The organism is Paraburkholderia jirisanensis, from assembly GCF_054782355.1.
Genome location: NZ_BAAGSQ010000026.1, coordinates 719,877 through 742,694, shown reverse-complemented (window position 1 = coordinate 742,694; position 22,818 = coordinate 719,877). Strand labels below are relative to the sequence as shown.

General features: G+C 64.4%; 19 protein-coding genes. 2 read left to right on the top strand and 17 right to left on the bottom strand.

Annotated elements, in window-relative coordinates; genetic code table 11:
* Positions 1-181 precede the first annotated feature (181 nt).
* Both ACYVNQ_RS19685 and ACYVNQ_RS19680 read left to right on the top strand, forming a co-directional pair.
* Positions 182-1,753, top strand: coding sequence for a YihY/virulence factor BrkB family protein (locus tag ACYVNQ_RS19685; RefSeq protein WP_460904239.1), 1,572 nt, complete (start codon positions 182-184; stop codon positions 1,751-1,753).
* A gap of 399 nt (positions 1,754-2,152) precedes the next feature.
* Entirely contained in the window at positions 2,153-3,358 is a 1,206-nt protein-coding gene (locus tag ACYVNQ_RS19680) for a porin (protein WP_460904238.1), read from the top strand.
* Between the two features lie 165 nt (positions 3,359-3,523).
* Here the strand turns inward: ACYVNQ_RS19680 and ACYVNQ_RS19675 are convergent, their stop codons facing one another.
* The 17 genes from ACYVNQ_RS19675 to ACYVNQ_RS19595 all read right to left on the bottom strand — a co-directional run bounded on the left by ACYVNQ_RS19675 (position 3,524) and on the right by ACYVNQ_RS19595 (position 22,797).
* Positions 3,524-4,423 (bottom strand): peptidase, encoded by a 900-nt coding sequence (locus tag ACYVNQ_RS19675; RefSeq protein ID WP_460904237.1) that lies wholly within the window; start codon positions 4,421-4,423, stop codon positions 3,524-3,526.
* A 148-nt stretch (positions 4,424-4,571) separates the two neighbouring features.
* Complete coding sequence (locus tag ACYVNQ_RS19670; protein WP_460904236.1) at positions 4,572-5,378, bottom strand: transglutaminase family protein; 807 nt, start codon at positions 5,376-5,378, stop codon at positions 4,572-4,574.
* Positions 5,379-5,390: 12 nt separating this feature from the next.
* A complete protein-coding gene (locus tag ACYVNQ_RS19665) occupies positions 5,391-6,341 on the bottom strand; it encodes an alpha-E domain-containing protein (RefSeq protein WP_460904235.1) in 951 nt (316 codons plus the stop codon).
* Positions 6,342-6,505: 164 nt separating this feature from the next.
* Entirely contained in the window at positions 6,506-7,915 is a 1,410-nt protein-coding gene (locus tag ACYVNQ_RS19660; protein WP_460904234.1) for a circularly permuted type 2 ATP-grasp protein, read from the bottom strand.
* Between the two features lie 497 nt (positions 7,916-8,412).
* Entirely contained in the window at positions 8,413-8,862 is a 450-nt protein-coding gene (locus ACYVNQ_RS19655; protein ID WP_460904233.1) for an HU family DNA-binding protein, read from the bottom strand.
* 210 nt (positions 8,863-9,072) lie between these two features.
* On the bottom strand, positions 9,073-10,584 hold the full coding sequence (gene pdxR, locus ACYVNQ_RS19650) for a MocR-like pyridoxine biosynthesis transcription factor PdxR (protein WP_460904232.1): 1,512 nt from the start codon (positions 10,582-10,584) through the stop codon (positions 9,073-9,075).
* Between the two features lie 12 nt (positions 10,585-10,596).
* Positions 10,597-11,031 (bottom strand): hypothetical protein, encoded by a 435-nt coding sequence (locus tag ACYVNQ_RS19645; RefSeq protein ID WP_460904231.1) that lies wholly within the window; start codon positions 11,029-11,031, stop codon positions 10,597-10,599.
* A 37-nt stretch (positions 11,032-11,068) separates the two neighbouring features.
* Positions 11,069-11,368: a hypothetical protein gene (locus ACYVNQ_RS19640; protein WP_460904230.1), complete on the bottom strand. Its 300-nt coding sequence runs from the start codon at positions 11,366-11,368 to the stop codon at positions 11,069-11,071.
* A 120-nt stretch (positions 11,369-11,488) separates the two neighbouring features.
* The gene (panE, locus tag ACYVNQ_RS19635) at positions 11,489-12,430 is read right to left on the bottom strand and encodes a 2-dehydropantoate 2-reductase (RefSeq protein ID WP_460904229.1); all 942 of its coding nucleotides are present in this window, start codon (positions 12,428-12,430) and stop codon (positions 11,489-11,491) included.
* 114 nt (positions 12,431-12,544) lie between these two features.
* Entirely contained in the window at positions 12,545-13,729 is a 1,185-nt protein-coding gene (locus ACYVNQ_RS19630; RefSeq protein ID WP_460904228.1) for a thiolase family protein, read from the bottom strand.
* A gap of 112 nt (positions 13,730-13,841) precedes the next feature.
* Positions 13,842-15,374 carry an efflux transporter outer membrane subunit gene (locus tag ACYVNQ_RS19625; protein WP_460904227.1) on the bottom strand — a complete coding sequence of 511 codons (1,533 nt, stop codon included), beginning with the start codon at positions 15,372-15,374 and terminating at the stop codon, positions 13,842-13,844.
* A gap of 10 nt (positions 15,375-15,384) precedes the next feature.
* Positions 15,385-16,965: a DHA2 family efflux MFS transporter permease subunit gene (locus ACYVNQ_RS19620; protein ID WP_460904226.1), complete on the bottom strand. Its 1,581-nt coding sequence runs from the start codon at positions 16,963-16,965 to the stop codon at positions 15,385-15,387.
* A gap of 58 nt (positions 16,966-17,023) precedes the next feature.
* The gene (locus tag ACYVNQ_RS19615; RefSeq protein WP_460904225.1) at positions 17,024-18,121 is read right to left on the bottom strand and encodes an HlyD family secretion protein; all 1,098 of its coding nucleotides are present in this window, start codon (positions 18,119-18,121) and stop codon (positions 17,024-17,026) included.
* A gap of 85 nt (positions 18,122-18,206) precedes the next feature.
* Entirely contained in the window at positions 18,207-18,704 is a 498-nt protein-coding gene (locus ACYVNQ_RS19610) for a MarR family winged helix-turn-helix transcriptional regulator (RefSeq protein ID WP_460904224.1), read from the bottom strand.
* Between the two features lie 54 nt (positions 18,705-18,758).
* Positions 18,759-19,181: a MarR family winged helix-turn-helix transcriptional regulator gene (locus ACYVNQ_RS19605; RefSeq protein ID WP_460904223.1), complete on the bottom strand. Its 423-nt coding sequence runs from the start codon at positions 19,179-19,181 to the stop codon at positions 18,759-18,761.
* A 107-nt stretch (positions 19,182-19,288) separates the two neighbouring features.
* Positions 19,289-20,185 carry a transglutaminase family protein gene (locus ACYVNQ_RS19600; RefSeq protein WP_460904222.1) on the bottom strand — a complete coding sequence of 299 codons (897 nt, stop codon included), beginning with the start codon at positions 20,183-20,185 and terminating at the stop codon, positions 19,289-19,291.
* The gene (locus ACYVNQ_RS19595) at positions 20,182-22,797 is read right to left on the bottom strand and encodes a circularly permuted type 2 ATP-grasp protein (protein WP_460904221.1); all 2,616 of its coding nucleotides are present in this window, start codon (positions 22,795-22,797) and stop codon (positions 20,182-20,184) included. Before ACYVNQ_RS19595 ends, ACYVNQ_RS19600 begins: the two co-directional genes overlap by 4 nt.
* Between the last annotated feature and the right edge of the window lie 21 nt (positions 22,798-22,818).

The following is a 22,818-nucleotide window of genomic DNA, read 5'->3' as shown; positions in this document are numbered from 1 at the left end:
TTCGATCGCCATGTGGGGAAACGCAGTTTTTATCCGCTGGACATAACTGGCCCGCACCCGCCCGGGCATACCGCTTGCAATTGCCCTTACCAATGCTGGCTTGCGTTGCGTCTACCTTGGTACGCTAGCGCACGTAGGGCTCGTTGCGCGCGTCACGCTTCTCGACATTAAGGACCCGCCCATGGAACTCCAAAACTTCTCCGGCGACAAGCTGCAGTCCGTGGCCCGCCACCAGGCGTCATGGGCAGTCGGCGCGTTTCGCCAGTTCTTTGAAAACCGCTGCCTCGCGCTGGCGGCGAGCATTGCGTTTTATGCCGCGTTCTCATTGGCGCCGACCCTCGTGATGGTGATTGCCGTGGCCGGCTGGTTCTTCGGCGCGGATGCGGCACGCGGTGAGCTGTATCGTCAGGTGCATAGCGTGCTCGGCAACGATGCCGCAGCAGCAATCACCACCATCGTGCAGAACGCGCACCGCAGCGGCAGTGCCGGCGGCACCGCGGCGCTCGTCTCGTTCGCGCTGCTTGCGATCGGTGCGTCCGCAACCTTTTCGTCGCTCAACAGTGCGCTCAATATCGTGTGGCCTTCGACGGGGCCGCGTGCGTCGAGTGTGATGGCGCTGGTGCGGGTCAGGCTGATTTCGTTCAGCCTCGTGCTGGGCGTAGCGTTTCTGCTGATCGTGTCGCTCGTGCTCGATGCGGCGATCACCTTCGTCGGCAACTGGCTGTGGGGCGATTCGCCCTATGTGTTCATCGGCAATCTGCTGCAGCTGGCGGTTGGGCTGCTGGTGCTGTCGGCGGCGTTCGCCGGCCTGCTCAAATTTTTACCGGATGCGCCGGTGCGCTATCGCGATGCGCTAGTGGGCGGGTTTACCGCGGCGGTGCTGTTTTCGGTCGGCAAGAAACTGTTCGCACTGTATCTCGCGCATGCGGGCATGGCGAATTCGTTCGGCGCGGCCGGCTCGCTCGCGGTGCTGCTGATGTGGCTGTACTTTTCCGCGGTCGTACTGTTGCTCGGCGCGGAGTTCGCTGCCGCGCGCGGCCGGATGCTGGACCCGCGCGGCGCGTGGGCGTTTCTGCACGCACCGCCGTCCGGCAGCCGGGCCATGATGGCCTCGGTGATGGCGGCATCGACGGTCGCGGCGAAGCGGCCGCAGGGAGCGGCGGCCGTGCGTGGTGACTCCACGGAGCGGGCGATGGTTGGAGACTTGCGTGGTGATCCCGCGGCGCAGACGGCGGCTGGAGCCGTGCGTGGTGGCCCTGCGGCGCAGGCAACGGCCGGGGACTTGCGTGGCGGTCCTGTGTTGCAGGCAACGGCCGCGGACTTACGTGGCGGTCCTGTGTCGCAGGCAACGGCTGCGGACTTACGCGCTATGGCTTTGGATGATGCACCGCCTGCCGCTTCGGATCCCGCTGCTACGCAAGTACCGGCGTCGGTTTTGTCGTCAGCGTCGCCGTTGCCGCTTGCCGCGGGTTCATCAGCAAACACGGCTGCCGCGGTCGCTGCGGCCACCACACGCGCCAGCACAGGGCAGCCCGGGCCCATCGGCCAGGCGATCAGGATGGGACGCTCGGTATTGAACGCGGAAACGCGCGCCACCCATGCGGCCGCGGTCACGCTGGTACAAGCCGGCCGCACCGCCAGTGCTGCCGACCGCTACGTGCGGCGCCATCCGTGGAGTTCGGTGTTGCTCGCGGCCGGCACCGCGGCTCTGGTCGCCGCCGTGGCGGGCCGACGCGGCAGCGGCGAGCAGTGAGATTGCGTGCGGACGGGCAGATGGGAGGGGTCGCGCGACCTATGAACCACAAATGTGCACGTCTGTCCACGCCCATTTACCGTAAGGTAAACCTTGAAAAGTCTTACTAAAAACTATCAGCCTCAGAGACTGCTAGGACAGGCGAATGACGAAAATCCGTCATAGATCACCAATATGAGCAATTGTGGGACGTTTCCCCCTAGACAAACAACAATAATGCACAATCAACGATAAAACATTGTCAATCTGGCAATAATCACGGATAAGCTTATGAAACAAGGCTTTCCGGCACCTGTCACATTTTCGATACACCTTTATTTTTTTCAGTTCTTGTGGGTCGAGACCCTGCGTTATTCTCCGTTTCGCAACAACTAAACAATCATCTGCGTGGAGAATTGGATGAAACGAATCGCACTGTCTACCCTCTCGCTGGCTCTGCTAGGTGCTGCCGGCGCGGCGCACGCGCAAAGCAGCGTGACCCTGTACGGCTTGATCGACGAGTCGTTCCAGTGGGTGCATCACGCTAACCCCGCCAACGACAATCTCTACCACCTGGCAGCCGGCAACATCCAGGGCAGCCGTTGGGGCCTGAAAGGTACGGAAGATCTGGGCGGCGGACTGAAAGCAATTTTCCAGTTGGAAAACGGCTTTGACCCGAACAACGGCAAGCTCGGCCAGGGCGGCAAGATCTTCGGTCGCCAGGCATTCGTCGGTTTGTCGGCAGACCAGTACGGCACGGTGACGTTGGGCCGCCAGTACGACCCGCTGGTCGACATGGTCCAGCCGCTCACGGCTGACAACTTCTTCGGCAGCATGTTCACGTCGCCGGGCGACGTCGACAACAACGACAACAGCTCGCGTACGAACAACGCAATCAAGTACGTGTCGCCGACCTTCGCTGGCTTCCAGTTCGAAGGCATGTACGCGCTGGGCGGCGTAGCAGGCACGACGGGCTCGGGTCAATCGTGGGGTGGTGCGGCAACGTACGGCGTGGGTCCGTTCAGCGTCGCAGCTGGCTACTTCCGCATGGAAAACGCCAACGGCCTCGCCGGCCGCGGCGGTGCAGCACCGACGGCAGCAAACCCGGCTGGTATCGCTCCGGGCTGGAGCACGGGCGCGACTTCGGACGCGACCTTCGACGGCTCGACGATCAACGGCGCATACGCATCGGCCAAGGCAATCGACATCACGTCGGTGGCAGGTCAGTACGTGGTTGGCCCGTTGACCTTCAACGTGCGTTACAGCTTCTCGCAATACAAGCCGGACGGCGCTTCGGCGTTCACGAACCAGGAGAAGTTCCACACGGTCGGCGGCTACGCTGGTTACCAGGTCACGCCGGCCATGCTGCTCGGCCTCGGCTACATCTGGGAACACGCGGCTGGCGATACGTCGGCGAACTACCACCAGGTTTCGCTCGGCGGCGACTACTCGCTGTCCAAGCGTACCGACATCTACCTGATGGGCACGTACCAGCACGCCAGCGGCACGCAGCGTGTGAACTCGACGACCACCACGTCGGCCGTGGCTTCGATCGGTTCGTATGGCTTCCAGGCCGGTTCGAACTCGCAGGAAATGGTCAGCCTGGGTATCCGTCACAAGTTCTAATAAGAACATCATGCGCAGCCGCGGTACGGGCTGCGGTTTGCAAAGCCAGCCTGAGGCGTATGCCGAAGGCTGGCTTTTTTGCTGGTGCGGCGGATTTGGGTGGGTATTGGCGGGGTGTGACGGGGCGTGGGCGGTCCGGGCGCAGCGTCGCCAGTGAACTGACTACTAGCGCCGTGCCTTGGGCTTGTCCGCCTGCGCAAGCGTCTGCGCGGGCCGGGCTTCGACGGCACCGTGCACGCCGGACGGCGCACGGTACAGCACCATCTCCGCTTCCATATCGCCGCGCGGCGCGGTTGCCGAGTCCTGCCAGTCGGGGTCCGGAATCTCGCTGAACACCTGGCGCAGCCGCTCGCCCCATGTGCGGTGAATCATCTGGTAGTACGCGTTGTCGCTCGTGACTGTGACAAAGCGCGTGACGCGCAGCGCGTTCGTTTCGTACACCAGCAGATCGAGCGGCAACCCAACCGACAGATTCGAGCGCAGCGTCGAATCCATCGACACCAATGCGCATTTCGCGGCTTCGTCGAGCGGGGTTTGCGGCACCAGCACACGATCGATGATCGGTTTGCCGTACTTCGATTCGCCGATCTGAAAATACGGGCTGACGCTCGACGCTTCGATGAAATTGCCCGCCGCGTAGATCATGAAAAGGCGCGGCCGCGGCAGCGGCGCGGCGCCTTCAGCCGCGGCTTCATGCGCTGCGTGCGCGATCTGTCCGCCCAGAATGAAGCTGCAATTGAAGTCGACGCCGAAATCCTGCAGCGCCTGCGCTTCGCGCTGATGCACGTCGCGCACCGCGCGACCGACCACTTGCGCAGCCTCGGCCATGGTCGGCACATTCCACAGCGTCGTCTGCTGCGGAGTGGCAGGTTCGGACAGCTCGCGCAGCACGGCCTGAGTGAGCGACAGATTGCCGGCGCCCAACAGCACCAGCACGCGCTCGCCCGGCAATTCGAAGACGGACATCTTGCGCGCCGTGCTGATATGGTCGACGCCGGCATTGGTGCGCGTGTCGGACAGGAACACGAGCCCTTCGTCGACGCTCATTCCCACGCAGTAGGTCATGGGCGAATCCTTGAAAGCGGAACGCCGCTATTGTAATCGCCGCGCGTCGGCCAGCGTGTGGCATGTGGCACGGCGTGCGCGCCACCGTACAACGGCGTAAGTGTGCCCATTCAGGCGCCGGCCGTACGACTTTCGCTGGCACACCACGCTATTGGGGTGACTGCTCCGCCGCACTGACCTCGACCGAAACGTCGAGCCGCTCGCCAAGGCCGCCGATACGCCGCCCGCGCACCGGCGAAGCGGCTTCGTAATCGCGCGCCGCCGCGAGCCGGCAGTACCCTCCGCTGGCGAACGTCGCATGGGTGACGTCCACCGACACCCAGCCCGGCCCCGCCAGCCAGACGTCGACCCACGCATGGCTTGCTGCATGCGGCACATCGCCCGGATCGATATAGCCGCTCACATAGCGCGCCGGCACGCCGCGCGCGCGGCAGCAAGCCAGCATCAGATGCGCATGGTCCTGACACACGCCTTGCCCAAGCGCCAGCGCCTGTGCCGCCGTGCTGGTCACCTCGGTCACGCCCGGCTTGAAACTGACGCGCTCGATAATCCGCTCGGCGAGCCCGATCAGCGCGGCCGCCGACGTGAGCGGCGGCGCTGCATGCGCGAGATCGCACAGCGCCGGATCGACGTCGGTGAGGCGCGTCGCGCACGTGTAGTGCTCGAGCGGGATCGGCCCGGCGGGGTCGCCAAGCCGGCCGTCGAGCAAACGCACGGTCTCGACTTCGCCTGCTACCTCCACGTGAATCTCCTGATGCGGCTTGTTCAGCACCAGCGTATGCAGCACGTTGCCGTACGCATCGAAAGTCGAATCCAGCTTGCCCGGCGCATCGAGCAGCCAGCGCCGCACGGTCTGTGCCGCGCCGCTCGACGGCGTGAGCCGCAACTGCTGGATCGAGTAATGAACCGTCGCTTCGTAGCGATAGACCGTATCGTGGCGGATCGTCAGATACATACAGGCACTCCGTCAGGCGACCGGCAACAGCAGATAGGTGCGCGCGACCATGTTGCCGAGTTCGAACACGCGCGCGAGAAACTGCGTGAGCCACGCATGCAGTCCCGCCTCGAAAATCTGCCGGATATCGGCATATAACAGCTCCGCACGCAGCTTGCCGGCGAACCGCTCGCACTGGTTCGAGCCCTGCGTGCGCAGCATCGCGAGGTTAGCGCAGACGCCTTCCAGCGAAGCGAGCAACGAACGCGGCATCTGCGAATTGAGGATCATCAGCTCGACGACGCGCGCGGGCGTCACCACGTCGCGATACACCTTGCGGTAGATTTCGAGCGCCGACACCGAGCTCAGGATCGAGGTCCAGTAATAGAAGTCTTCGAGCTGGCGGGCTGCATCGCGCGAGTTCGGCTCGGCGTCGGCGAAGCGCACGTCGAGAATCCGCGCTGTGTTGTCCGCGCGCTCGAGAAAGGTACCGAGCTGCGTGAAGAAGAACGCGTCATCCTGCAGCGCAGTGCCAAGCGTCACACCACGCGACAGATGCGAGCGGAACTTGACCCACTCGAACAAGCCCACCGGGTTGTTGGTCAGTTGCCCGGCGCCGGTGCGTTCGTTGAACTCGAGCCACGTGTCGTTGATGGTCTCCCACCATTCGGTGGTCAGCGTGCCGCGCACGGCGCGCGCGTTTTCGCGGGCTGCCTGCAGACACGAATGAATGCTCGACGGATTGGTCGCATCGGCCACCATGAAATCGAGCATGTGCTCGCGCGCCGGTTCGTCATGGCGCTGGGCGAAGGCTTCTTCGAGTTCGGAAATGCGCAGAACCGAGCGCTGCGCGCGGGCCTCCTGCTCGGGCGTCTGCGGCAGTAACTGCGCCTTCAGATTGATGTCGAGCATGCGCGCGGTATTCTCGGCGCGCTCCATATAGCGGGCCATCCAGAACAGGTGATCGGCAGTGCGGCTTAGCATGACGGCTTTCCGTGATTGATCGGCACGGGATTGAAACGCGCTGCGCGTGGTTACCCGTAATTACCCATGCGCGCCGGCAAGTGGCATGGCCGGCCGGCCCGGCATCGCTGCGGGCATGGCGCCCGGGCGATACGACGATCGACGAGGTCGCGTGCGCGACGCGGCTAGTCGACCATCCACGTGTCCTTGGTGCCGCCTCCCTGCGACGAATTGACCACCAGCGAGCCTTCCTGCAGCGCGACGCGCGTCAAGCCGCCGGCCACCATCGCGACGGTCTTGCCGGACAACAGGAATGGCCGCAAGTCGATATGGCGCGGCGCGATGCCGGCGTCGACGAAGGTCGGACATGCGGATAGCGCGAGCGTCGGCTGCGCGATATAGCCTGCCGGCTTTGCGATCAGCCGCGCGCGGAAGGCCTCGATCTCGGCGGCCGTCGACGCGGGACCGACCAGCATCCCGTAGCCGCCCGCGCCGTGCACTTCCTTGACGACCAGTTCCGGCAGATGCGCGAGCGTGTAGGCAAGATCGTCCGGCTTGCGGCACTGGTACGTCGGCACGTTGTTGAGAATCGGCTTCTCGCCGAGATAGAACTCGATCATCTCCGGCACGTACGGATAGATCGACTTGTCGTCGGCGATGCCGGTGCCCATCGCGTTCGCGAGTGCGACGCGGCCGGCGCGATACGCGGTCAGCAAACCCGGCACGCCGAGCGCCGAATCCGGACGAAACGCGAGCGGATCGAGGAAGTCGTCGTCGACGCGGCGATAGATCACGTCGACGCGGCGCGGCCCCTGCGTCGTGCGCATGAACACGTAGTGGTCGTCGACGAACAGGTCTTTGCCTTCCACCAGTTCGACGCCCATCTGCTGCGCAAGGAACGTGTGCTCGAAATACGCGGAGTTGTACATGCCGGGCGTCAGCACCACCACCACCGGATCGTCGACGCCTGCCGGCGCCACCGAACGCAGCATGTCGAGCAGCAAGTCCGGGTAATGCGCGACCGGCGCGATACGGTTCTGGACGAACAGCTCGGGGAAGAGCCGCATCATCATCTTGCGGTTTTCCAGCATGTAGGACACGCCGGACGGCACGCGCAGATTGTCTTCGAGCACATAGAACTCGCCATCCAGCCCGGCGCGCACCACGTCGACACCGGCGATATGCGCGTATACGCCGAGCGGCACGTCGACGCCCTGCATCTCCGGCCGATACTGCGCGTTCGTATAGACCTGCTCGGCCGGCACGATGCCGGCGCGTACGATGTTGCGTTCGTGATAGACGTCGTGGATAAACAGGTTCAGCGCCTGCACGCGCTGGCGCAAACCGGCTTCGAGGGTTTGCCACTCGCCGCGCGGAATGATGCGTGGAATCAGATCGAACGGGATCAGCCGCTCGGTACCGGACAGGTCGCCGTTGACCGCGAACGTGATGCCAACCCGCCTGAACAGCAGATCCGCTTCAGCGCGCTTGCGCGCGATCGCGTCGTTTCCCTGTTGCCCCAGCCAGTTCGCGAAACGTGCGTAGTGCGGTCGCACGGCTTCGTCGTGTTGACGCATCTCGTCAAAGCATCGCATGTCACGCCCCGCTCTTTTTGTCGGATTGAAGGCGAATGCGCTGCGCATTCGTGTCCGTAGGATCAAGCAAGCGCTATGCCATTACCGTTGCGCACACAACTCATTGCATGCACAGCGAGTGCGCATGCCTGCCGGCCGCGACCTGTTTGCCATCGTACTGCGCCAGCGGCCGATGCGCTACCGCGGTGCGCGACACCACGCACGTTGGCCAGTTCGATGCACGCTGAACCGACTTAGTGAATCGACCGGGTGAATTGCGTTGATGAATCAGGGCTTGAGGAATCGACCGGGAGAATGAGCACGCACCTACGCATGACGCCTGCACGAAGCGCAGATGCAGCGAAGCGCGAATACATCAACGCATATCGAAGCCCGAGTGGAATAAAAAATCCCCGCGAAGTGTTCGTTCGCGGGGATTTCAAAAACTGCCTGGTGCAGCATGGCCGGCACTACCCTCATCCGAAGACGCCGACGGCCCGACCATCCTGCAACATCGATCAGGCCGATGCTGCGTCTTTCAGCTTCTTCAGTGCACGTGCCTTGATGCGCACGCTAGCCGGCTTGGCCGGGAACCAACGCTCTTCGCCCGTGAACGGGTCTTTGCCGAAGCGCTTCTTCTTCGCCGGCACCGATTGCACGACGATCTTCAGAAGACCCGACAGCGTGAATTCGCCAGCGCCCTTCTTGTGGACCGAGCCGAGGATCGTGTCTTCGAGCGCGGCCAGCACGGCCTTGGCGGACTTCGGTTCGACACCCGAACGCTCTGCAACGTGAGCCGCCAGCGAGGCCTTCGTGAAGGTGTCCTTGATCGGCGACGCTGCGCCGGACGCCTTCACGGCGACCTTCTTAGCCGCTACTTTCTTCGTTGCGGGAGCCTTCGTTGCAGCGACTTTCTTGGTCGCTACGGTGGTCGCCTTCTTGGCAACCTTCTTTGCGGAAGTCGGCATGTTTCTCCTACCTGTTGTTGGTCAGTGAACTACGAAGTGCACACGACATGTGTGTCTTCACGCGGGATTCTACAAGCGTCGCGGCGTTTCGCGTGAATCTTTTTACGCGTTACAGCGCGATTTGTTGCGTGTCGCAGACTACGTGACACATTTTGACGCTTGTTTTACGGGTTAAAAGTCGCCGCGTTACGTTTTGTAGGTACCTGTCCATCACCTTTTGGGTTGTGGATGCTTGAACGTCGCGCCGTATGCAGCGGCGCGAAGCAGCTGCGCAAGCTGCGTCAACGCAGCGTCGATCCGTTCGGCTTCGATGCCGCCATAGCCGAACATGAGGCCACCGGGCGACGGCCCGCTCAACTTGAATTGAGCAAGTCCGTACAGCGCGATCGATGCGTCGCGCGCGAGCGCCACTACCGCGCCCTCTTCGAGCGGCGCCTTCAAAAGCGCAGCGAGGTGGATGCCGGCAGTCGGCACGATCGGCTCGAACCATGGCGCGAGGTCGCCTTGCAGATGCGCAAGCAAAGAAGCGCGTCGCGCTGAATAGAGCTTGTGCATGCGTTTCAGGTGTTTGGCGAACTCGCCGTCGAGCATGAACTTCGCCAGCGCGGCCTGTATCAGCGTGGCGCCGTGCCAGTCGCCGACCCGCCGTGCATTGCAAAGCGCTTGCGCGAGCGACGCGGGCGGCACCATGTAGCCCACCCGCAGTTCGGGAAACACGGTCTTCGAAAAGGTGCCGACGTAGGCGACCAGTTCGGCGCGATCGAGGCTTTTCAGCGGTTCGGTCGGGCGGCCCTCGAAGCGGAACTCGCAGTCGTAGTCGTCTTCGATGACGAGCGCGTCGTGCGCCTGCGCCCATTCGAGCAGCGCGACGCGCCGCTCGAGGCTCATCGGCATGCCGAGCGGAAACTGATGCGAAGGTGTCACATAGACGAGCCGCGCGTCTTTCGGCAGCCGTTCGACCACCAGCCCTTGCGCATCGACCGGCACCGGCACGACCCGCGCGCCGGCGGCCGCGAAGACGGCGCGCGCGGGCGGATAGCCGGGGTCTTCGACGGCGGCCACGTCGCCTGGGCGCAGCGTCACGCGAGCGAGCAGATCGAGCGCCTGCTGCGCACCTTGCGTGACGATAACGTCTTCCCAGTTACTGGCAACGGCCCGGTTGAACGCCAGATAACGCGCCACCGCAAGCCGCAATTCCTGCTCGCCGGCCGCCTCGCGATAGGCGCCGTTGCCGCGCGCCTGGGCACGCAGCGCATGGTTCATGCAACGCCGCCAGACATCGAAAGGGAAGTGCTTCATGTCGGTCACGCCGCCGATGAAGTCGTATTGCACCCCGCGCGACGGCAGCGGCGGCACCAGCACGCCGACCGAAGGATTGCCGCCCGAAGGGTCCCATAACGGCTGCGCGTGTAGCGCCGTTTTCGCGCTAGCCCGCGCCTTGAGCGCGCGCGCATGCGCGGAAGGCTCGGCCGGTAAACGCTGCAGTCCCTGTGCGACAAAGGTGCCGGCGCCGGCGCGTGTATAGAGAAAACCTTCGGCAAGCAGGCGTTCGAACACGTCGAGCGTGGTCTTGCGCGATACGCCGAGTTGCAGCGCGAGATCGCGGGTGGACGGCAACTGCGTGTCGCCGGCAAGACGCCCTTCGACGATCGCCGCGCGCAGCTGCCGGTAGATCTGGCTGGCAAGATCATGGCGCCCGTGAACCGCGATATGAAGATCCATGCGGCCCTGGCTTCAATAAGTGCGGTAAGCGGGATCGACCAGATGACCGGCGACGAACACGCTCGCGCACGGCACGGTAAACAACAGAAACAGCACAAGCAGCGTGACGTGCGCGGACCGGCGGCGCTGATGGCGCCGGCCGATCCAGACTAGCGCGACGCACAGTTGCACACCATAGAAGATCCACAGCGGCACGCTGGTCAGAATGCTGGCGTTACGCGCACCGGCGCTCCACAACGCGACCGGCACCGCTGCGACGCTAGCCAGCACGAACACCGCGAACACCCGGCTGGCACGTACCGACGGCACCAGCAGCAGCGCGGCCAGCACGCACTGCGCGGCGACCGTGGCGACAATCCAGTGCGGCAGTATGCTGCCCCTTGGATAAGCCTGCGGATCGCTCAGATACGCGAGGTAGACGATGGCGGTTCGCAAAGTGTCTGTCATCGTATTGCAGGGGAATAGGCCGGGCGGCAGCGCGGAGTCAGAACAGCACCGAGACCAGAATGGCCAGCCAGATCGACCCGACGCCGAACACGAACAGGCGGCGTGCGATGCGCACCTTGGCGTCGCTGGTGTCCGGCTCGACCGGGGACGTGGCCACCCACGGCACGAGCCCGAGAAGTGCGAAGCCGAGCAGCGCGAGCGCCGCGACCACCCGGTCGACCGGCCGCCAGCCCGACGCTTCGTTCACCCCCCAGTAGCCGAGAAATACGATGCCGACGGAGAACACCGTGGCCGATGCGGAACTGAGCGCCGTCACCGACCCTTGAGGACTCGGCATGATTTCACCTCCTGTCGCGGGGCTTTTTCTGGTGCGTCGATTCTACTTCATGCGCCTCGCGTGTTTGGCGCGGCGTAGCGCGCCTTGCAGGTGGCCGACCGCGGCCATGGCAATCTCAGATCAAGCGGCGCTGCGCGTCTGGCGCGCTTCGTATGCTTTCAGATTCGTGTACGCGACGCGCAGCAGCGACAGCGGCGCCGCACGATGCTGATCGTCGCCGCCGCGCGCGATCATGTCGCCGATGATGTGGTCGGCTTCGATCCGAGACTGGTTCTCGAGATCGCGCAGCATCGAAGCGGTGAGCGGCGAACCTTGCGCAAGCAGGATGCCGCGCGAACGCGCGAGGGCCGCTTCGCTGACCGGAAAGCCATGCTGCTGCGCAACGTTGCAGCACTCGTCGAACAGGCCTTCGATCAGCTGGCGGCCATCCGGCGTGCTCAGGATGTCGCCGATCGTCGCGCGGTTCGAAGCGGTGCTGGCTGCCAGCGTCGCCAGAAACACCCATTTTTCCCACATCCGCTGCATGATGTCGCCCACTGCATGGCTGTCGAATCCGGCGCCTTCGAAGCTGCGCTCGACTGCGCGGATCCGCTCCGACATCGAGCCGTCCAGTTCGCCATAGGTGATCTGATGCAGATCGTTCAGATGCTCGACTTCGCGCTCGCGGTTCAGCGTCGCGGAGATCAGACCCGCGCCGCCCAGCACGTTGGCCGCGCCGAACTTTGCCCGTAGCACGTCGATATGGCGCATGCCGTTCAGCACCGGCAGGATCATCGTAGCGGGGCCGACCGCCGGCGCGAACGATTCGATCGCGTCGTCGAGGTTATAGGCCTTGCAGCTCAACAGCACGAGATCGAACGGCGCGTCGAGACGCTCGGCCAGTACGGTCTTCACGTCGCGCAAGGTCACGCTGCCGCGCGGGCTTTTGATCACGAGGCCGTTGCGCTGCAATTCCTCGGCGCGTCCGGCGCGAACCAGAAACGTGACGTCGCGGCCTGCCTGCACCAGCCGTCCGCCAAAATAGCCACCGAGCGCGCCGGCGCCCACTACGAGAATTCGCATCACGATCTCCTGTTTGAATGAATGATGACGGCCTGGTCGCCCCAGGCACGAGTATCCGGTAAACGGACACGGCTCGCAGCGTGCGCGGCGAGCCGTCGGAAGTATGGCGGTGCTTCAGAGCATCTCGAGCGCGAGCGCAATGCCCTGGCCACCGCCGATACACAGCGTGACCACGCCGCGCTTCAAGCCATCGCGGCGCATCGAATGGATCAGACGGGTGGTCAGAATCGCGCCGGTCGCGCCGATCGGATGGCCGTGCGCCACCGCGCCGCCTTCGACGTTCACCACGTCTTCAGCCAGCCCAAGCTGACCGATGATCGCAAGCGGCACCGCCGCAAATGCTTCGTTGATCTCATAGCGCTCGACGTCGCCGATACTCCAGCCCGCGCGTTCGAGCGCCATCCGGACTGCCGGCACCGGGCCGAGCCCGAACATGCCCGGCTCGACGGCGGCCACGCCGAACGCGACCAGCCGCGCATGCGGCTCGAGGCCGTGCGCTTCCGCGTAGCCGCGTTCGGCCACCAGCATTGCTGACGCGCCGCTGTTCAGGCCCGGCGCATTGCCGGCCGTGATCGTGCCGTCGCTGCGGAACGCGGGACGCAGCCGCGCCAGCGTTTCGACGGTCGTATCCGGCCGCGGCTGCTCGTCGCGGATAAAGCTGATGGTCTCCTTACGGGCTTTGACGTCGACCCCCACCAGTTCCGCGTCGAACGCGCCACGCTGTTGCGCGGCGACGAAGCGTTGTTGCGAGCGTGCCGCGAAACGGTCTTGCGCGTCGCGCGTGATACCGAGCTGCGCGACCAGATCCTCGGTATGCCAGCCGGAATGCTGGTTGGAAAACGCATCGACCAGACCATCGTGCAGCGCGCTGTCGTAGATCTGCGCATTGCCCATCCGATAGCCCCAGCGGCCGTTGTCGAGCAGGAACGGCGCGCGGTCCATGTTTTCCATGCCGCCTGCCAGCGCGACGTCGCCGAAGCCTAGCCAGATTTCCTGCGCTGCCGACGCGATCGCCTGCGCACCCGAACCGCATACGCGGTTCAAGGTTTGCGCAGGCACCGTCACCGGCACGCCGCCGCCCAGCGACGCCTGGCGTGCCGGATTCATCTTGTTGCCGGCCTGGATCACGTTGCCCATCGTCACCGATGCGAGCTGGTCCGCGGCAAGACCGCTGCGGCGCAGCGTTTCGCGGATGGCTGCAGCGCCCAGTTGCGTGGCCGGCACGTCTTTCAACGCGCCGCCGAACGCGCCGATTGCGGTTCTCACCGGATGACTGATCACTACCTGTCGATTGCTCATCGCGATTCCTCAAATGAAGTACTGCATTGCGAATGCCTCGCCGATTGCGAAGCGCTTTCGTTGTTGCGGTAAGGGGCCGAGGGGCTGCAAGGCGGCTGCGGCACGGCGGCGTTCATTGCGCTGCGACCGATGCGGTTGGGGCTGCGGCTGCGGCTGCGGTTGGGGCTGCGCGGCTTTGCGGCGCGAGCGCGCTCGTGGCTGCAGGCTTTGCATCGCTCGCGCTTGCGTCTGCCGTGCCCGGCTCCGCCACGCTCCAGCCGCCGCCGAGCGAACGATACAGCGCCACCGCCGATTGCGCATGCGCCCGCTTCGCCTGGTTCAACGATTCGGCATCGATCAGATACGCCTGCTGCGCATCGAGCACGTCGAGGAAGCTCGATGCGCCTCCTTTATATAGTTGCGTCGACAAACGCAGCGCCTTGCCCGACGAATCCAGCGCGCCGGACAACCGCTCCACCTGGGTCGCGCCGCTGACCAGATCGCTGCGCGTATCCTCGATTTCTTTCAGCGCGTTGAGCATGGTCTGATTCAGCCCAAGCTGCGATTCGCGCATGCGGCTTTCGTTTTCGTTGATGTTGGCCGTAATGCGGCCGGCGCTGAAAATCGGCGCCGTCGCGCTCAATGCCGCGCTGAACAGGTTGTCGGTCAGCGTCGGCGCGCCGACCCACGACGCGGCCAGCAAGCCATCGGTCAGACTCAGATTGAACTGCGGATAGCGCTGCGCGCGCGACACGCCCACTTCCGCCGCGCGCTGCTGGACCTTTGCATAAGCAGTCAACACGTCCGGGCGACGCAGCAGCGCTTCGGACGGCAGCGTCTGCGGCACGCCGAGCGACGGCACCGGGATCGCGCCCGGCGCGCTCAACATCAGGTTCTGCACGCTTTCCGGCGTGCGGCCCGAAAACACGGCGATCAGGCTCAACTGATGCTGGACCTCCGACTGCACACGCGGAATCCGTGCCTGCAGATCCTGCAGCTGGTTCTGCGCCCGCGCGACGTCGAGCTGTGTCGACAAGCCATAACGCAGACGGTCTTGCGTCAGCTTCAGCGCGCGGCTGCGGATCTGCTCGTTGTCGTTGAGAATCTGCAGTTCCGACTGCGCCCAGCGCAAATCGATGTAGGCTGCCGCCGTATTCGCGGCGAGCGCGAGGCGCAGCTCGTTCAACGCCGACGCGCGGCCTGTGGTTTGCGCCTGTGCGGCAAGCACCGCGAGCCGTTCGCCGCCGAACACGTCGGGAGTCCAGTTCGCGGCAACGCCGATACCCGCGGCATCTACATAGCCGAGCGGCGGCGGCAAAGTCTGCCGTGTGTGCGATGCGGCCGCGGTGGCATCGAGTTGCGGCAACAGCGCGGCGCGTTGCTGCTTCGTTTGCTGCTGCGCCTGCGTGACGCGCTCGACCGCCGCTTGCACATCGAGATTGCTGTTCAGCACCGATTCGATCAGCTCATGCATCACCGGATCGCCAAAGTGCGCCCACCACGCCTGCGCGTCCACCGTGTCCTGCGGCGCAGCGACGCTCCACGCGTCAGGCGCAAGCGTCTTCACGGACTGCGGCAAATCCGCGTGCTGCGCCGGCGGCACGGCACAGGCCGCAAGCGTTAACGTGAGCGCCGCAGCAAACGCCGTTTTAAGCATTGCGTTCATGTCGGTTCCTTCAATGAGCATCGGGAGGCGGCGCGCTGAGTCCAAACGGCCGTGAAAAGATCATCGCCAGTACCGCAACGCCGAAACACAGCGCGACGGCCAGGAAGGTATCGGAGAACGTCAGCACCAGCGCTTCGCGCATCAGCAGCGAATGCAGCATCGCGAGGCTGCCTTGTACGCCGTTCACCACGTTGCCGCCCATCTCGGCGAGATACGCCGACTGCCGATGCAAGATCGCTTCGATAACAGGACGGCCCACGCTGACGTGCTCGTCAAGCCGTTCGTAATGCAGGTTAAGCCGGTCGTTGAGCATCGTGCTGACCACCGCGATGCCGATCGCGCCACCCAGATTGCGCATCAGGTTGAACAGGCCGCTGGCCGATTTCAGTCGCGACGGTGGTAACGAGCCGAGCGCCATTGTGACGATCGGCGCGATACAGAACTGCTGCCCGAAGCCGCGCAGCGCCTGTGGAATCAATAGTTCGCGCCAGCCCCAGTCGTTAGTGATCGGCACATACAGATAGCAGCCGAGGCCGAACAGGATCAACCCGAACACCAGCAGCGCGCGCAGACTGATAAAGCGTGCGACTGTCGAATACACCACCAGCCCGATCATCTGGAAGCCGCCGACCGACAGCAGCGCAATGCCGATCTGCAGCGAATCGAAGCCGCGCACGCGCGACAGATAGACCGGTGTCAAAAACACCGTGCAGAAGATGCCAATGCCGGTGATGAACGACAGCAGGCTGCCAATGCCGAAATTACGGATCGCCAGTGCCCGCAGATCGACGATCGGATCCTTCGCGGTGAACGCGTGCACCAGAAACAGAAAGCCGCTGATGCCGGCAATCCACGCGCAGGTCAGGATCACGTCGTCGCCGAACCAGTTCTTGCGCGGGCCTTCTTCGAGCACGTATTCGAGGCAGCCGAGAAAGCCGCACATCAGCAGGATGCCCAGATAATCGCCGCGTTTGAGCAGCGACACATCCGCCTCGTCGACGTGCACGAACTTCGGCACCAGCACCGTGACGAGCACGCCCGGTATCAGGTTCAGGTAGAACAGCCAGTGCCACGACCACTGGTCGGTGATCCAGCCGCCGATCACCGGGCCGATGGTTGGCGCGATCGACGCCAGCGTGCCGATCGCGGTCGACGCGACCAGCCGCTGCTTGCCCGGAAACAGCATGAATGCTGTGGTGAACACAGTCGGAATCATCGCCGCGCCGGCCGCACCTTGCAGGGCGCGAAACAGGATCATCGAATTGATATCCCACGCGAGGCCGCACAGCATGCTGGTAATCGTGAAGCTGAACGCCGAGGCAGCGAACAGCCAGCGCGTCGAAAACACCTTGGTCAGCCAGCCGGACATCGGAATCACCAGTATTTCGGCGATCAGATAGGAAGTCTGCACCCAGGACAGTTCGTCCTGGCTCGCCGACAGGCCGCCACCGATGTCCTTCAGCGATGACGCGACGATCTGGATGTCGAGCGTCGCCATGAAGAAGCCGACGCACATCAGCACGAAGGCAATCACCTTTGCGCGCATCGGCTGGTCGGCCGGGTTGGCGGGCAGGGTCGCGGTGGAAGTCATGGGGCGCGGTCCGGGTTCGTTGCGGTGGGGTTAGTCACGGTTTGCTCACACGCCTTGTTCAGGATCGGGTGCGTGCCGGGTCGAGGTGCACGTCCACCGTCGCCGACAGCCCCGGCCGCAATACCTGCTGCATGTCCTTCGGCACGTTCAGGTGGACCCGCACCGGCACGCGCTGCACAATCTTCGTAAAGTTGCCGGTGGCGTTTTCCGCGGGCAGGACGCTGAAGGTCGCGCCGGTCGCAGGCGCCAGGCTCTGCACGGTGCCGGTGATGCTCCGGCTCGATGCGTCGAGCTTCACGTCCACCGTGTCGCCGGCGTGCATGTGTTTGAGCTGGTCTTCCTTGAAGTTCGCGTCGATCCACAGGCCGCTGGCCGGCACCACGGTCAGCAACGACACGCCGATGTTCGCCAGCATGCCGACCCGCGCGGTGCGATTGCCGATGTAGCCGTCGATCGGCGCGCGGATCGTCGTGTATTCCACGTTCAGTTCGGCCACGCGCTGCGCCGCCCGGGCCGTCGCGACCCGCGCCTGCGCATCGCCGATCTGCGCATCGATTACCCCCAGTTGCCGCTGCGCGGCAATCAGCGACGCATTGCTGCGCGCCACCGCGGCGCGCGCCTTGAGCTGGTCCGCATCGGCCCGCTCGACCACCTGGTCGGAGACAGCCTCGTCTTTCACCAGTGCGCGGTAGCGGTTCTGGTCGGCGGCGCTGCGTGTCAGCTCCGCATTCGACGCCTGCACGCCGGCCGTCTGTTCGTTGATCACCGCCAGTTGCAGCGTGCGCTTGGCCTGCAGTTCGGTAACCGAGGCCTGCGCACTAGCCACTTCCGCATTCGCCTGTGCAAGACGCGCGTCGTAGTCGCGCGAATCGAGGCGGATCAGCACCTGGTTGGCGTGCACGTACTGGTTGTCCTGCACCGCCACGTCGGTGACGAAGCCGCTCACGCGCGGCGCCAGCACCGTCACGTCGCCGCCCACATACGCATCGTCGGTCGACTCGACGAAGCGGCCCACCAGGTACCAGTACGATCCGGCCGCCGCCACCACCAGCACAACCGACAACAACGCAATCAACATCCAGGGAATACGGCGCGCCGGCTTTGCGACGCCCGCTGCGCCTGCCGGCGCAATGCTCGATGGAGAAGAAGTGGACATGATTTCGTGTGTGTATGCACTATCAATGGTTGAAAAAAAGCGCCTTGCAGCGCTGCACCGGGGGCACTGTGCTTTTTCTGCTTCGCTATTTCTTTGTCAGCGCCAACAGTTCGCGTCTGAGGAACGTCGCGCGCTCCTCGCCAAAGCGCTCTTCGAACTCGCGCTGCGCCCTGTGCCACGAGCTGCGTGCAGAATGGACCTTTTCGAGCCCGGCAGGGGTCAGCGCAAACACCAGTGCGCGGCGATCGCGCGGTGATGCGTCGCTGACGATCAGGCCGTCGCGTTGCAACGGTTGAATCGCACGCACCAGCGTCGTACGCTCCATCACCATCCAGTCGGCGAGTTCCTTGATCGTCATGCCTGGCTTCATGGCGAGCCGCCACATCACCGAGAACTGCGTGATCTTCAGCCCGGTTCGCGCCAGGTGCCGGTCGTACAACTGCGAGGCGAAGCGCGCGGCCTGCCGGATTGCGAAGCAGTCGTCCTCTACCAGCAGCTGTGCAAAGTCGAAGTCGGCTTCTGCTCCGGATCCGGCTTCAGTACCGGTTTCGGATTCGGTTTCAGTTTCGTTATCGGAGTGCATATACACAATTCAAATAACCATAAGGGCCGGTCGGTTCCGGAAGCGTTCGAAAGATCAGGCTGTCAGATTGAACAGTTCGCCGCGTAGCGCTTTCGCGCGGGTGCGGCCGAACTTCACTTCGAATTCGTCTTGCGCGGCGCGCCATGCGACGGCGGCCTGCTCGAAGACGCGCTGCCCGGCATCGGACAGGCTGAAAAGAAAGGTGCGGCCATCATGCTCCGACGGCTCGCTGAGCACGAAGCCGTCGCGTTGCAACGGCTTCAACGCACGAACCAGCGTGGTGCGCTCCATTACCATCATATCCGCCAGATCGAGGATCGATAGATCTGGCTTGCGCGCCAGCTTTGCCATGATCGTGAACTGCGCGGCCGTCAGGCCTACCTCGCCGAGATGGCGTTCGTAGATCTGCGTTACATAGCGCGCGGCCTGCCGCAATGCGAAGCAGTTGCACTCGTCATGGGAAATGGCTTTGTTCATGAAGGCAAAGTCTATATGTGTGTATGCACGTTGTCAAGCCGGCATTCGAAATTGGGCAACCTTCGCGCACCGGTCAGTTTCAAAGACACTGTTTCGCAACGTCCACCTCACAACGCAAGCACGTGCACCGCCACTTCCACGCGATGCGCGCCACCGCCCAGAATCATGCCGCGCAGCAGCGACACGTCGCTGTAATCGCGGCCGATGGCGAGTGTGATGTGATCGACGTCGGCCAGCACGTCGTTGGTCGGGTCGAGGTCGATCCAACCGCTTTGCGGACAATGCACGGACACCCATGCATGCGACGCGTCGGCGCCGATCAGCCGCGGCTGGCCCGGCGGCGGATCGTTGCGCAGATAGCCGCTGACATAGCGCGCCGGCAAACCGAGCGTACGCAGGCAACCGATCATCACCTGCGCGAAGTCCTGACACACACCGCTTTTCAGCTCGAATGCGCGTTCGGCCGGCGTATCGAACATCGTGGCCGACGGTTTGTAAGCGAAATCCGCGTGAATGCGGTGCATCAGGTCGATCGCGCCCGCCACGATTGCCGTGCCGGGTGCGAAGCTCGGCAGCGCATAGTCGCGCAACGCCGCACTCAGCGCGATATTCGGCGACGCGAAGCAGAACTCGGTCTGCGGCAGGCACGTGCCGCCCGCGCGATAGCGCAGTTCATCGGCGACGCTTTCCCACGCGGGCGTCGCATCCGGGTCGAGATTGGCCCAGCGCGGCGTCAATTGCACGGTCGTTTCGCTGACGAACTGCAGACGTTCGTGCGGCGCATCGAGCGCGAAGTACAGCACGTCGTTGCCGAACCCGTCGATGCGGCTATGCTGATACGACGGCGCCGGCTCGATGCGTTCGTCGTGCGACACGACGCGCTGCCACGCGCACGCAAGCGGCCGGATCGTGGCGAGATGCTGCGCCGTTTCGACCAGCGTCGAGTAGTGGTAGGTGGTGCGGTGAGACACCGACAGCAGGATGGGCGCGCTCTTGTCGCTCATGACGACACCTGCGAAGCAAGCGTATTCGCGTGGCTGAAGTAGCGCGCGCTGATCTCGTTGGCCGCTGCGCTGACCCAACCCGTCAGGTGATCGCAGAGTTCGGTCAGCTGCGCATACGCACCGTCCGCGTCGACCGTGCACAGCCGCTCGAGCATCGGCAGCGAAGCGGTCGACGGCAGCAGATCGTTAAACGGCCGATGCCGTGTGCCGCCCGCGGCGAGCGAGATGTCGTCGAGCTTCGTGCACAAGCGCGCGTAGACGCCGTACAGGCCGCGTGGGTTGGTCGGCTCGATCACCAGCAGATCGATCAGTGCCGGCACTTCGAAGCGGCCCGGATACAGCGAGCGGTAAGTCAGCGTGCTGTCGAACAACTGCAGCAGCAGATCGAAACCGGCCGGCGTGGCCAGTTGCCCATTGCTCGCGAGCGTGCGCAGAATCGTCGCCATCGCCCACACGCGTTCGATGTGGCGGCCGGCGAACTGCAGCCGCCACGCTTCATCGCGCGTCATCCGGTCGCCTTGCGCGCCGCTGATCGCGGATAGTTGCGTTGCAAGATGTTCGAGCCCGTCCACCAGCTTCATGCGGTTGTAGCGCGCCTTGCCTTGCGCCTGCACGGCCGAAGCAGCAACCGCGGGCGTCAGCGTTGCGAGCGCGTCGCGGAAATCGTTGCGGGCGGCGAGAATCGTGCGCCAGTGGTCGTTCGACAGACGGCCGCGAATTTCGCCGCTCGCGCGCGCCATGCTCGCAAGATTCTGTCCGATGCTCGAGGCGCCATTGCTCTCGTGCAGATTTGCCACCAGCGTGCGTTCGAACGACTGCAGCGACTGGTTCGCCAGCATGTCTCCCTGCTGCACGAGCCCGAACTGCAGCGCGAGTTCGACCAGCGTCGAGAACATCGTGCCTGCGTCGTTGCCTTCCAGCGAACCGAGCATGAGCCGCAGCAAGCGCACGTTGTTCTCGGCGCGCTCGCCGTAGCGGCCGGCCCAGAACAGGTTTTCCGCGGCACGACTCGATACCGTGCGATGTTTGCGCGCGAGATCGGCGGGCTTCAACGGCGACGGCAACAGCGTAAAAGTGGAGCTCGGCTGGCTCGACAGCACCCACGTGTCCACGCTGCTGCCGCCGAACTGCATCGATACGCTCGACTGCCGTTCCCCCGCGAGCCGCGCAAAACCGCCGGGCAGTACGTGCCAGCCGCCGTTGATGTCGGCGATCGCATACACGCGCAGCACCGAAGGCCGGTTGCCGAGCGCGCCGCTTTCGTAGCGCGGCGTGCACGAATACGGCAGCGGCTGCTGAACCGTGAACGCATCGGGCGCCGCATCGATCTCGCTCTTCCACGCGGCAAGCTTCTGCCGTCCGCCGATCACACCCGGCGGCCCTGCCGCCGCGGGCGCGCCGGTCGACATCTGCGGCCACGTCGGTACGAGGTACGCTTCGTCGATCTGCCCGAACGCATGCTCGCGCGCGACGGCCTCGCCGCACCACCAGGTCGGCACCCCCGGCATCAGCAACGATTCGCCGAGCAGCGCCTGCGCAATGCCGGGCATAAAGCCATGCAGTGCCGGCGATTCGATAAAGCCCGACCCCGGCACGTTCGACACGATCACGTTGCCCGCACGCATCACCTGCAGCAGGCCAGGCACGCCGATGGTCGAATCGGCGCGCAGTTCGACCGGATCGCAGAACTGGTCGTCGAGCCGGCGCAACACCACGTGCACGCGTTCGAGGCCCGCGAGTGTCTTCAGATACAGCATGTCGTTGCGCACCGTCAGGTCTTTACCTTCAACCAGTGCGATGCCGAGATAGCGCGCCAGAAACACGTGCTCGAAATAGGTTTCGCTGAATGGTCCGGGCGTGAGTAGCGCGATATTCGCGACGCTATCCGGCGCTTCGTCGCGCATGGTCGTGCGCGCAAGCTGGGCGAGCGTGCCGGTCAGCTGCGAATACGACGGCGCGAGCCGGCTCACGCGCATTTCGCGGAACGCATCGCCGAACAGGCTCGATACGATCAGCCGGTTTTCCAGCGCGTAGCCCAAGCCCGAAGGTACTTCGGTGCGATGCGCCATCACCGTCCAGTTGCCGTCGGGCGCGCGCGCGAGGTCGACGGCAACCGCCTGCAGAAACTGGCCGCCGGGCGGCATGTAGCCCTTCACCGCGCGCAGATAGCCGCGATGTCCGAACACCAGCGCAGGCGGCAGCTTGCCCTGCTGCAGCAGCGTTTGCGCACCGTACACGTCGGCCATCAATGCATTGAGCAGACGCGCGCGCTGCATCACGCCGCGCTCGATCTCTGCCCAGTCGCTTTCCTCGATCAGGAACGGCAGCAGGTCGAGCGCCCACGGGCGCGGCTCGCCCTTGTCGGCGTAGACGTTGTACGTGATGTCGTTGTCGCGCACCTGCTGCGCCACCGCAGCATTGCGCGCGTCGAGCCCCGCAATGCCGTCTTCGCCGAGCAGTTCGAAGAAGCGCCGCCACGGTTCGCGCAGCGCGCCGGACGGCTCGCGCAGTTCGTCCCAATGGCCTTCGCGCGCCGGCAGCGCGCGCAGCAGCGCAGCGGCATCGGCATGGCCGGCGGTGGTTTCGAACGGAAAGGTCGATTGAAAGGCCAAGATCGGTACGTCGCTCGTTAT

What these genes read in the sequence shown, in the direction of transcription:
- ACYVNQ_RS19685 (WP_460904239.1), top strand. Translation starts at nt 182, where the DNA reads ATGGAACTCCAAAACTTCTCCGGCGACAAGCTGCAGTCCGTGGCCCGC.
- ACYVNQ_RS19680 (WP_460904238.1), top strand. Translation starts at nt 2,153, where the DNA reads ATGAAACGAATCGCACTGTCTACCCTCTCGCTGGCTCTGCTAGGTGCT.
- ACYVNQ_RS19675 (WP_460904237.1), bottom strand. Translation starts at nt 4,423, where the DNA reads ATGACCTACTGCGTGGGAATGAGCGTCGACGAAGGGCTCGTGTTCCTG.
- ACYVNQ_RS19670 (WP_460904236.1), bottom strand. Translation starts at nt 5,378, where the DNA reads ATGTATCTGACGATCCGCCACGATACGGTCTATCGCTACGAAGCGACG.
- ACYVNQ_RS19665 (WP_460904235.1), bottom strand. Translation starts at nt 6,341, where the DNA reads ATGCTAAGCCGCACTGCCGATCACCTGTTCTGGATGGCCCGCTATATG.
- ACYVNQ_RS19660 (WP_460904234.1), bottom strand. Translation starts at nt 7,915, where the DNA reads ATGCGATGCTTTGACGAGATGCGTCAACACGACGAAGCCGTGCGACCG.
- ACYVNQ_RS19655 (WP_460904233.1), bottom strand. Translation starts at nt 8,862, where the DNA reads ATGCCGACTTCCGCAAAGAAGGTTGCCAAGAAGGCGACCACCGTAGCG.
- pdxR (WP_460904232.1), bottom strand. Translation starts at nt 10,584, where the DNA reads ATGGATCTTCATATCGCGGTTCACGGGCGCCATGATCTTGCCAGCCAG.
- ACYVNQ_RS19645 (WP_460904231.1), bottom strand. Translation starts at nt 11,031, where the DNA reads ATGACAGACACTTTGCGAACCGCCATCGTCTACCTCGCGTATCTGAGC.
- ACYVNQ_RS19640 (WP_460904230.1), bottom strand. Translation starts at nt 11,368, where the DNA reads ATGCCGAGTCCTCAAGGGTCGGTGACGGCGCTCAGTTCCGCATCGGCC.
- panE (WP_460904229.1), bottom strand. Translation starts at nt 12,430, where the DNA reads ATGCGAATTCTCGTAGTGGGCGCCGGCGCGCTCGGTGGCTATTTTGGC.
- ACYVNQ_RS19630 (WP_460904228.1), bottom strand. Translation starts at nt 13,729, where the DNA reads ATGAGCAATCGACAGGTAGTGATCAGTCATCCGGTGAGAACCGCAATC.
- ACYVNQ_RS19625 (WP_460904227.1), bottom strand. Translation starts at nt 15,374, where the DNA reads ATGAACGCAATGCTTAAAACGGCGTTTGCTGCGGCGCTCACGTTAACG.
- ACYVNQ_RS19620 (WP_460904226.1), bottom strand. Translation starts at nt 16,965, where the DNA reads ATGACTTCCACCGCGACCCTGCCCGCCAACCCGGCCGACCAGCCGATG.
- ACYVNQ_RS19615 (WP_460904225.1), bottom strand. Translation starts at nt 18,121, where the DNA reads ATGTCCACTTCTTCTCCATCGAGCATTGCGCCGGCAGGCGCAGCGGGC.
- ACYVNQ_RS19610 (WP_460904224.1), bottom strand. Translation starts at nt 18,704, where the DNA reads ATGCACTCCGATAACGAAACTGAAACCGAATCCGAAACCGGTACTGAA.
- ACYVNQ_RS19605 (WP_460904223.1), bottom strand. Translation starts at nt 19,181, where the DNA reads ATGAACAAAGCCATTTCCCATGACGAGTGCAACTGCTTCGCATTGCGG.
- ACYVNQ_RS19600 (WP_460904222.1), bottom strand. Translation starts at nt 20,185, where the DNA reads ATGAGCGACAAGAGCGCGCCCATCCTGCTGTCGGTGTCTCACCGCACC.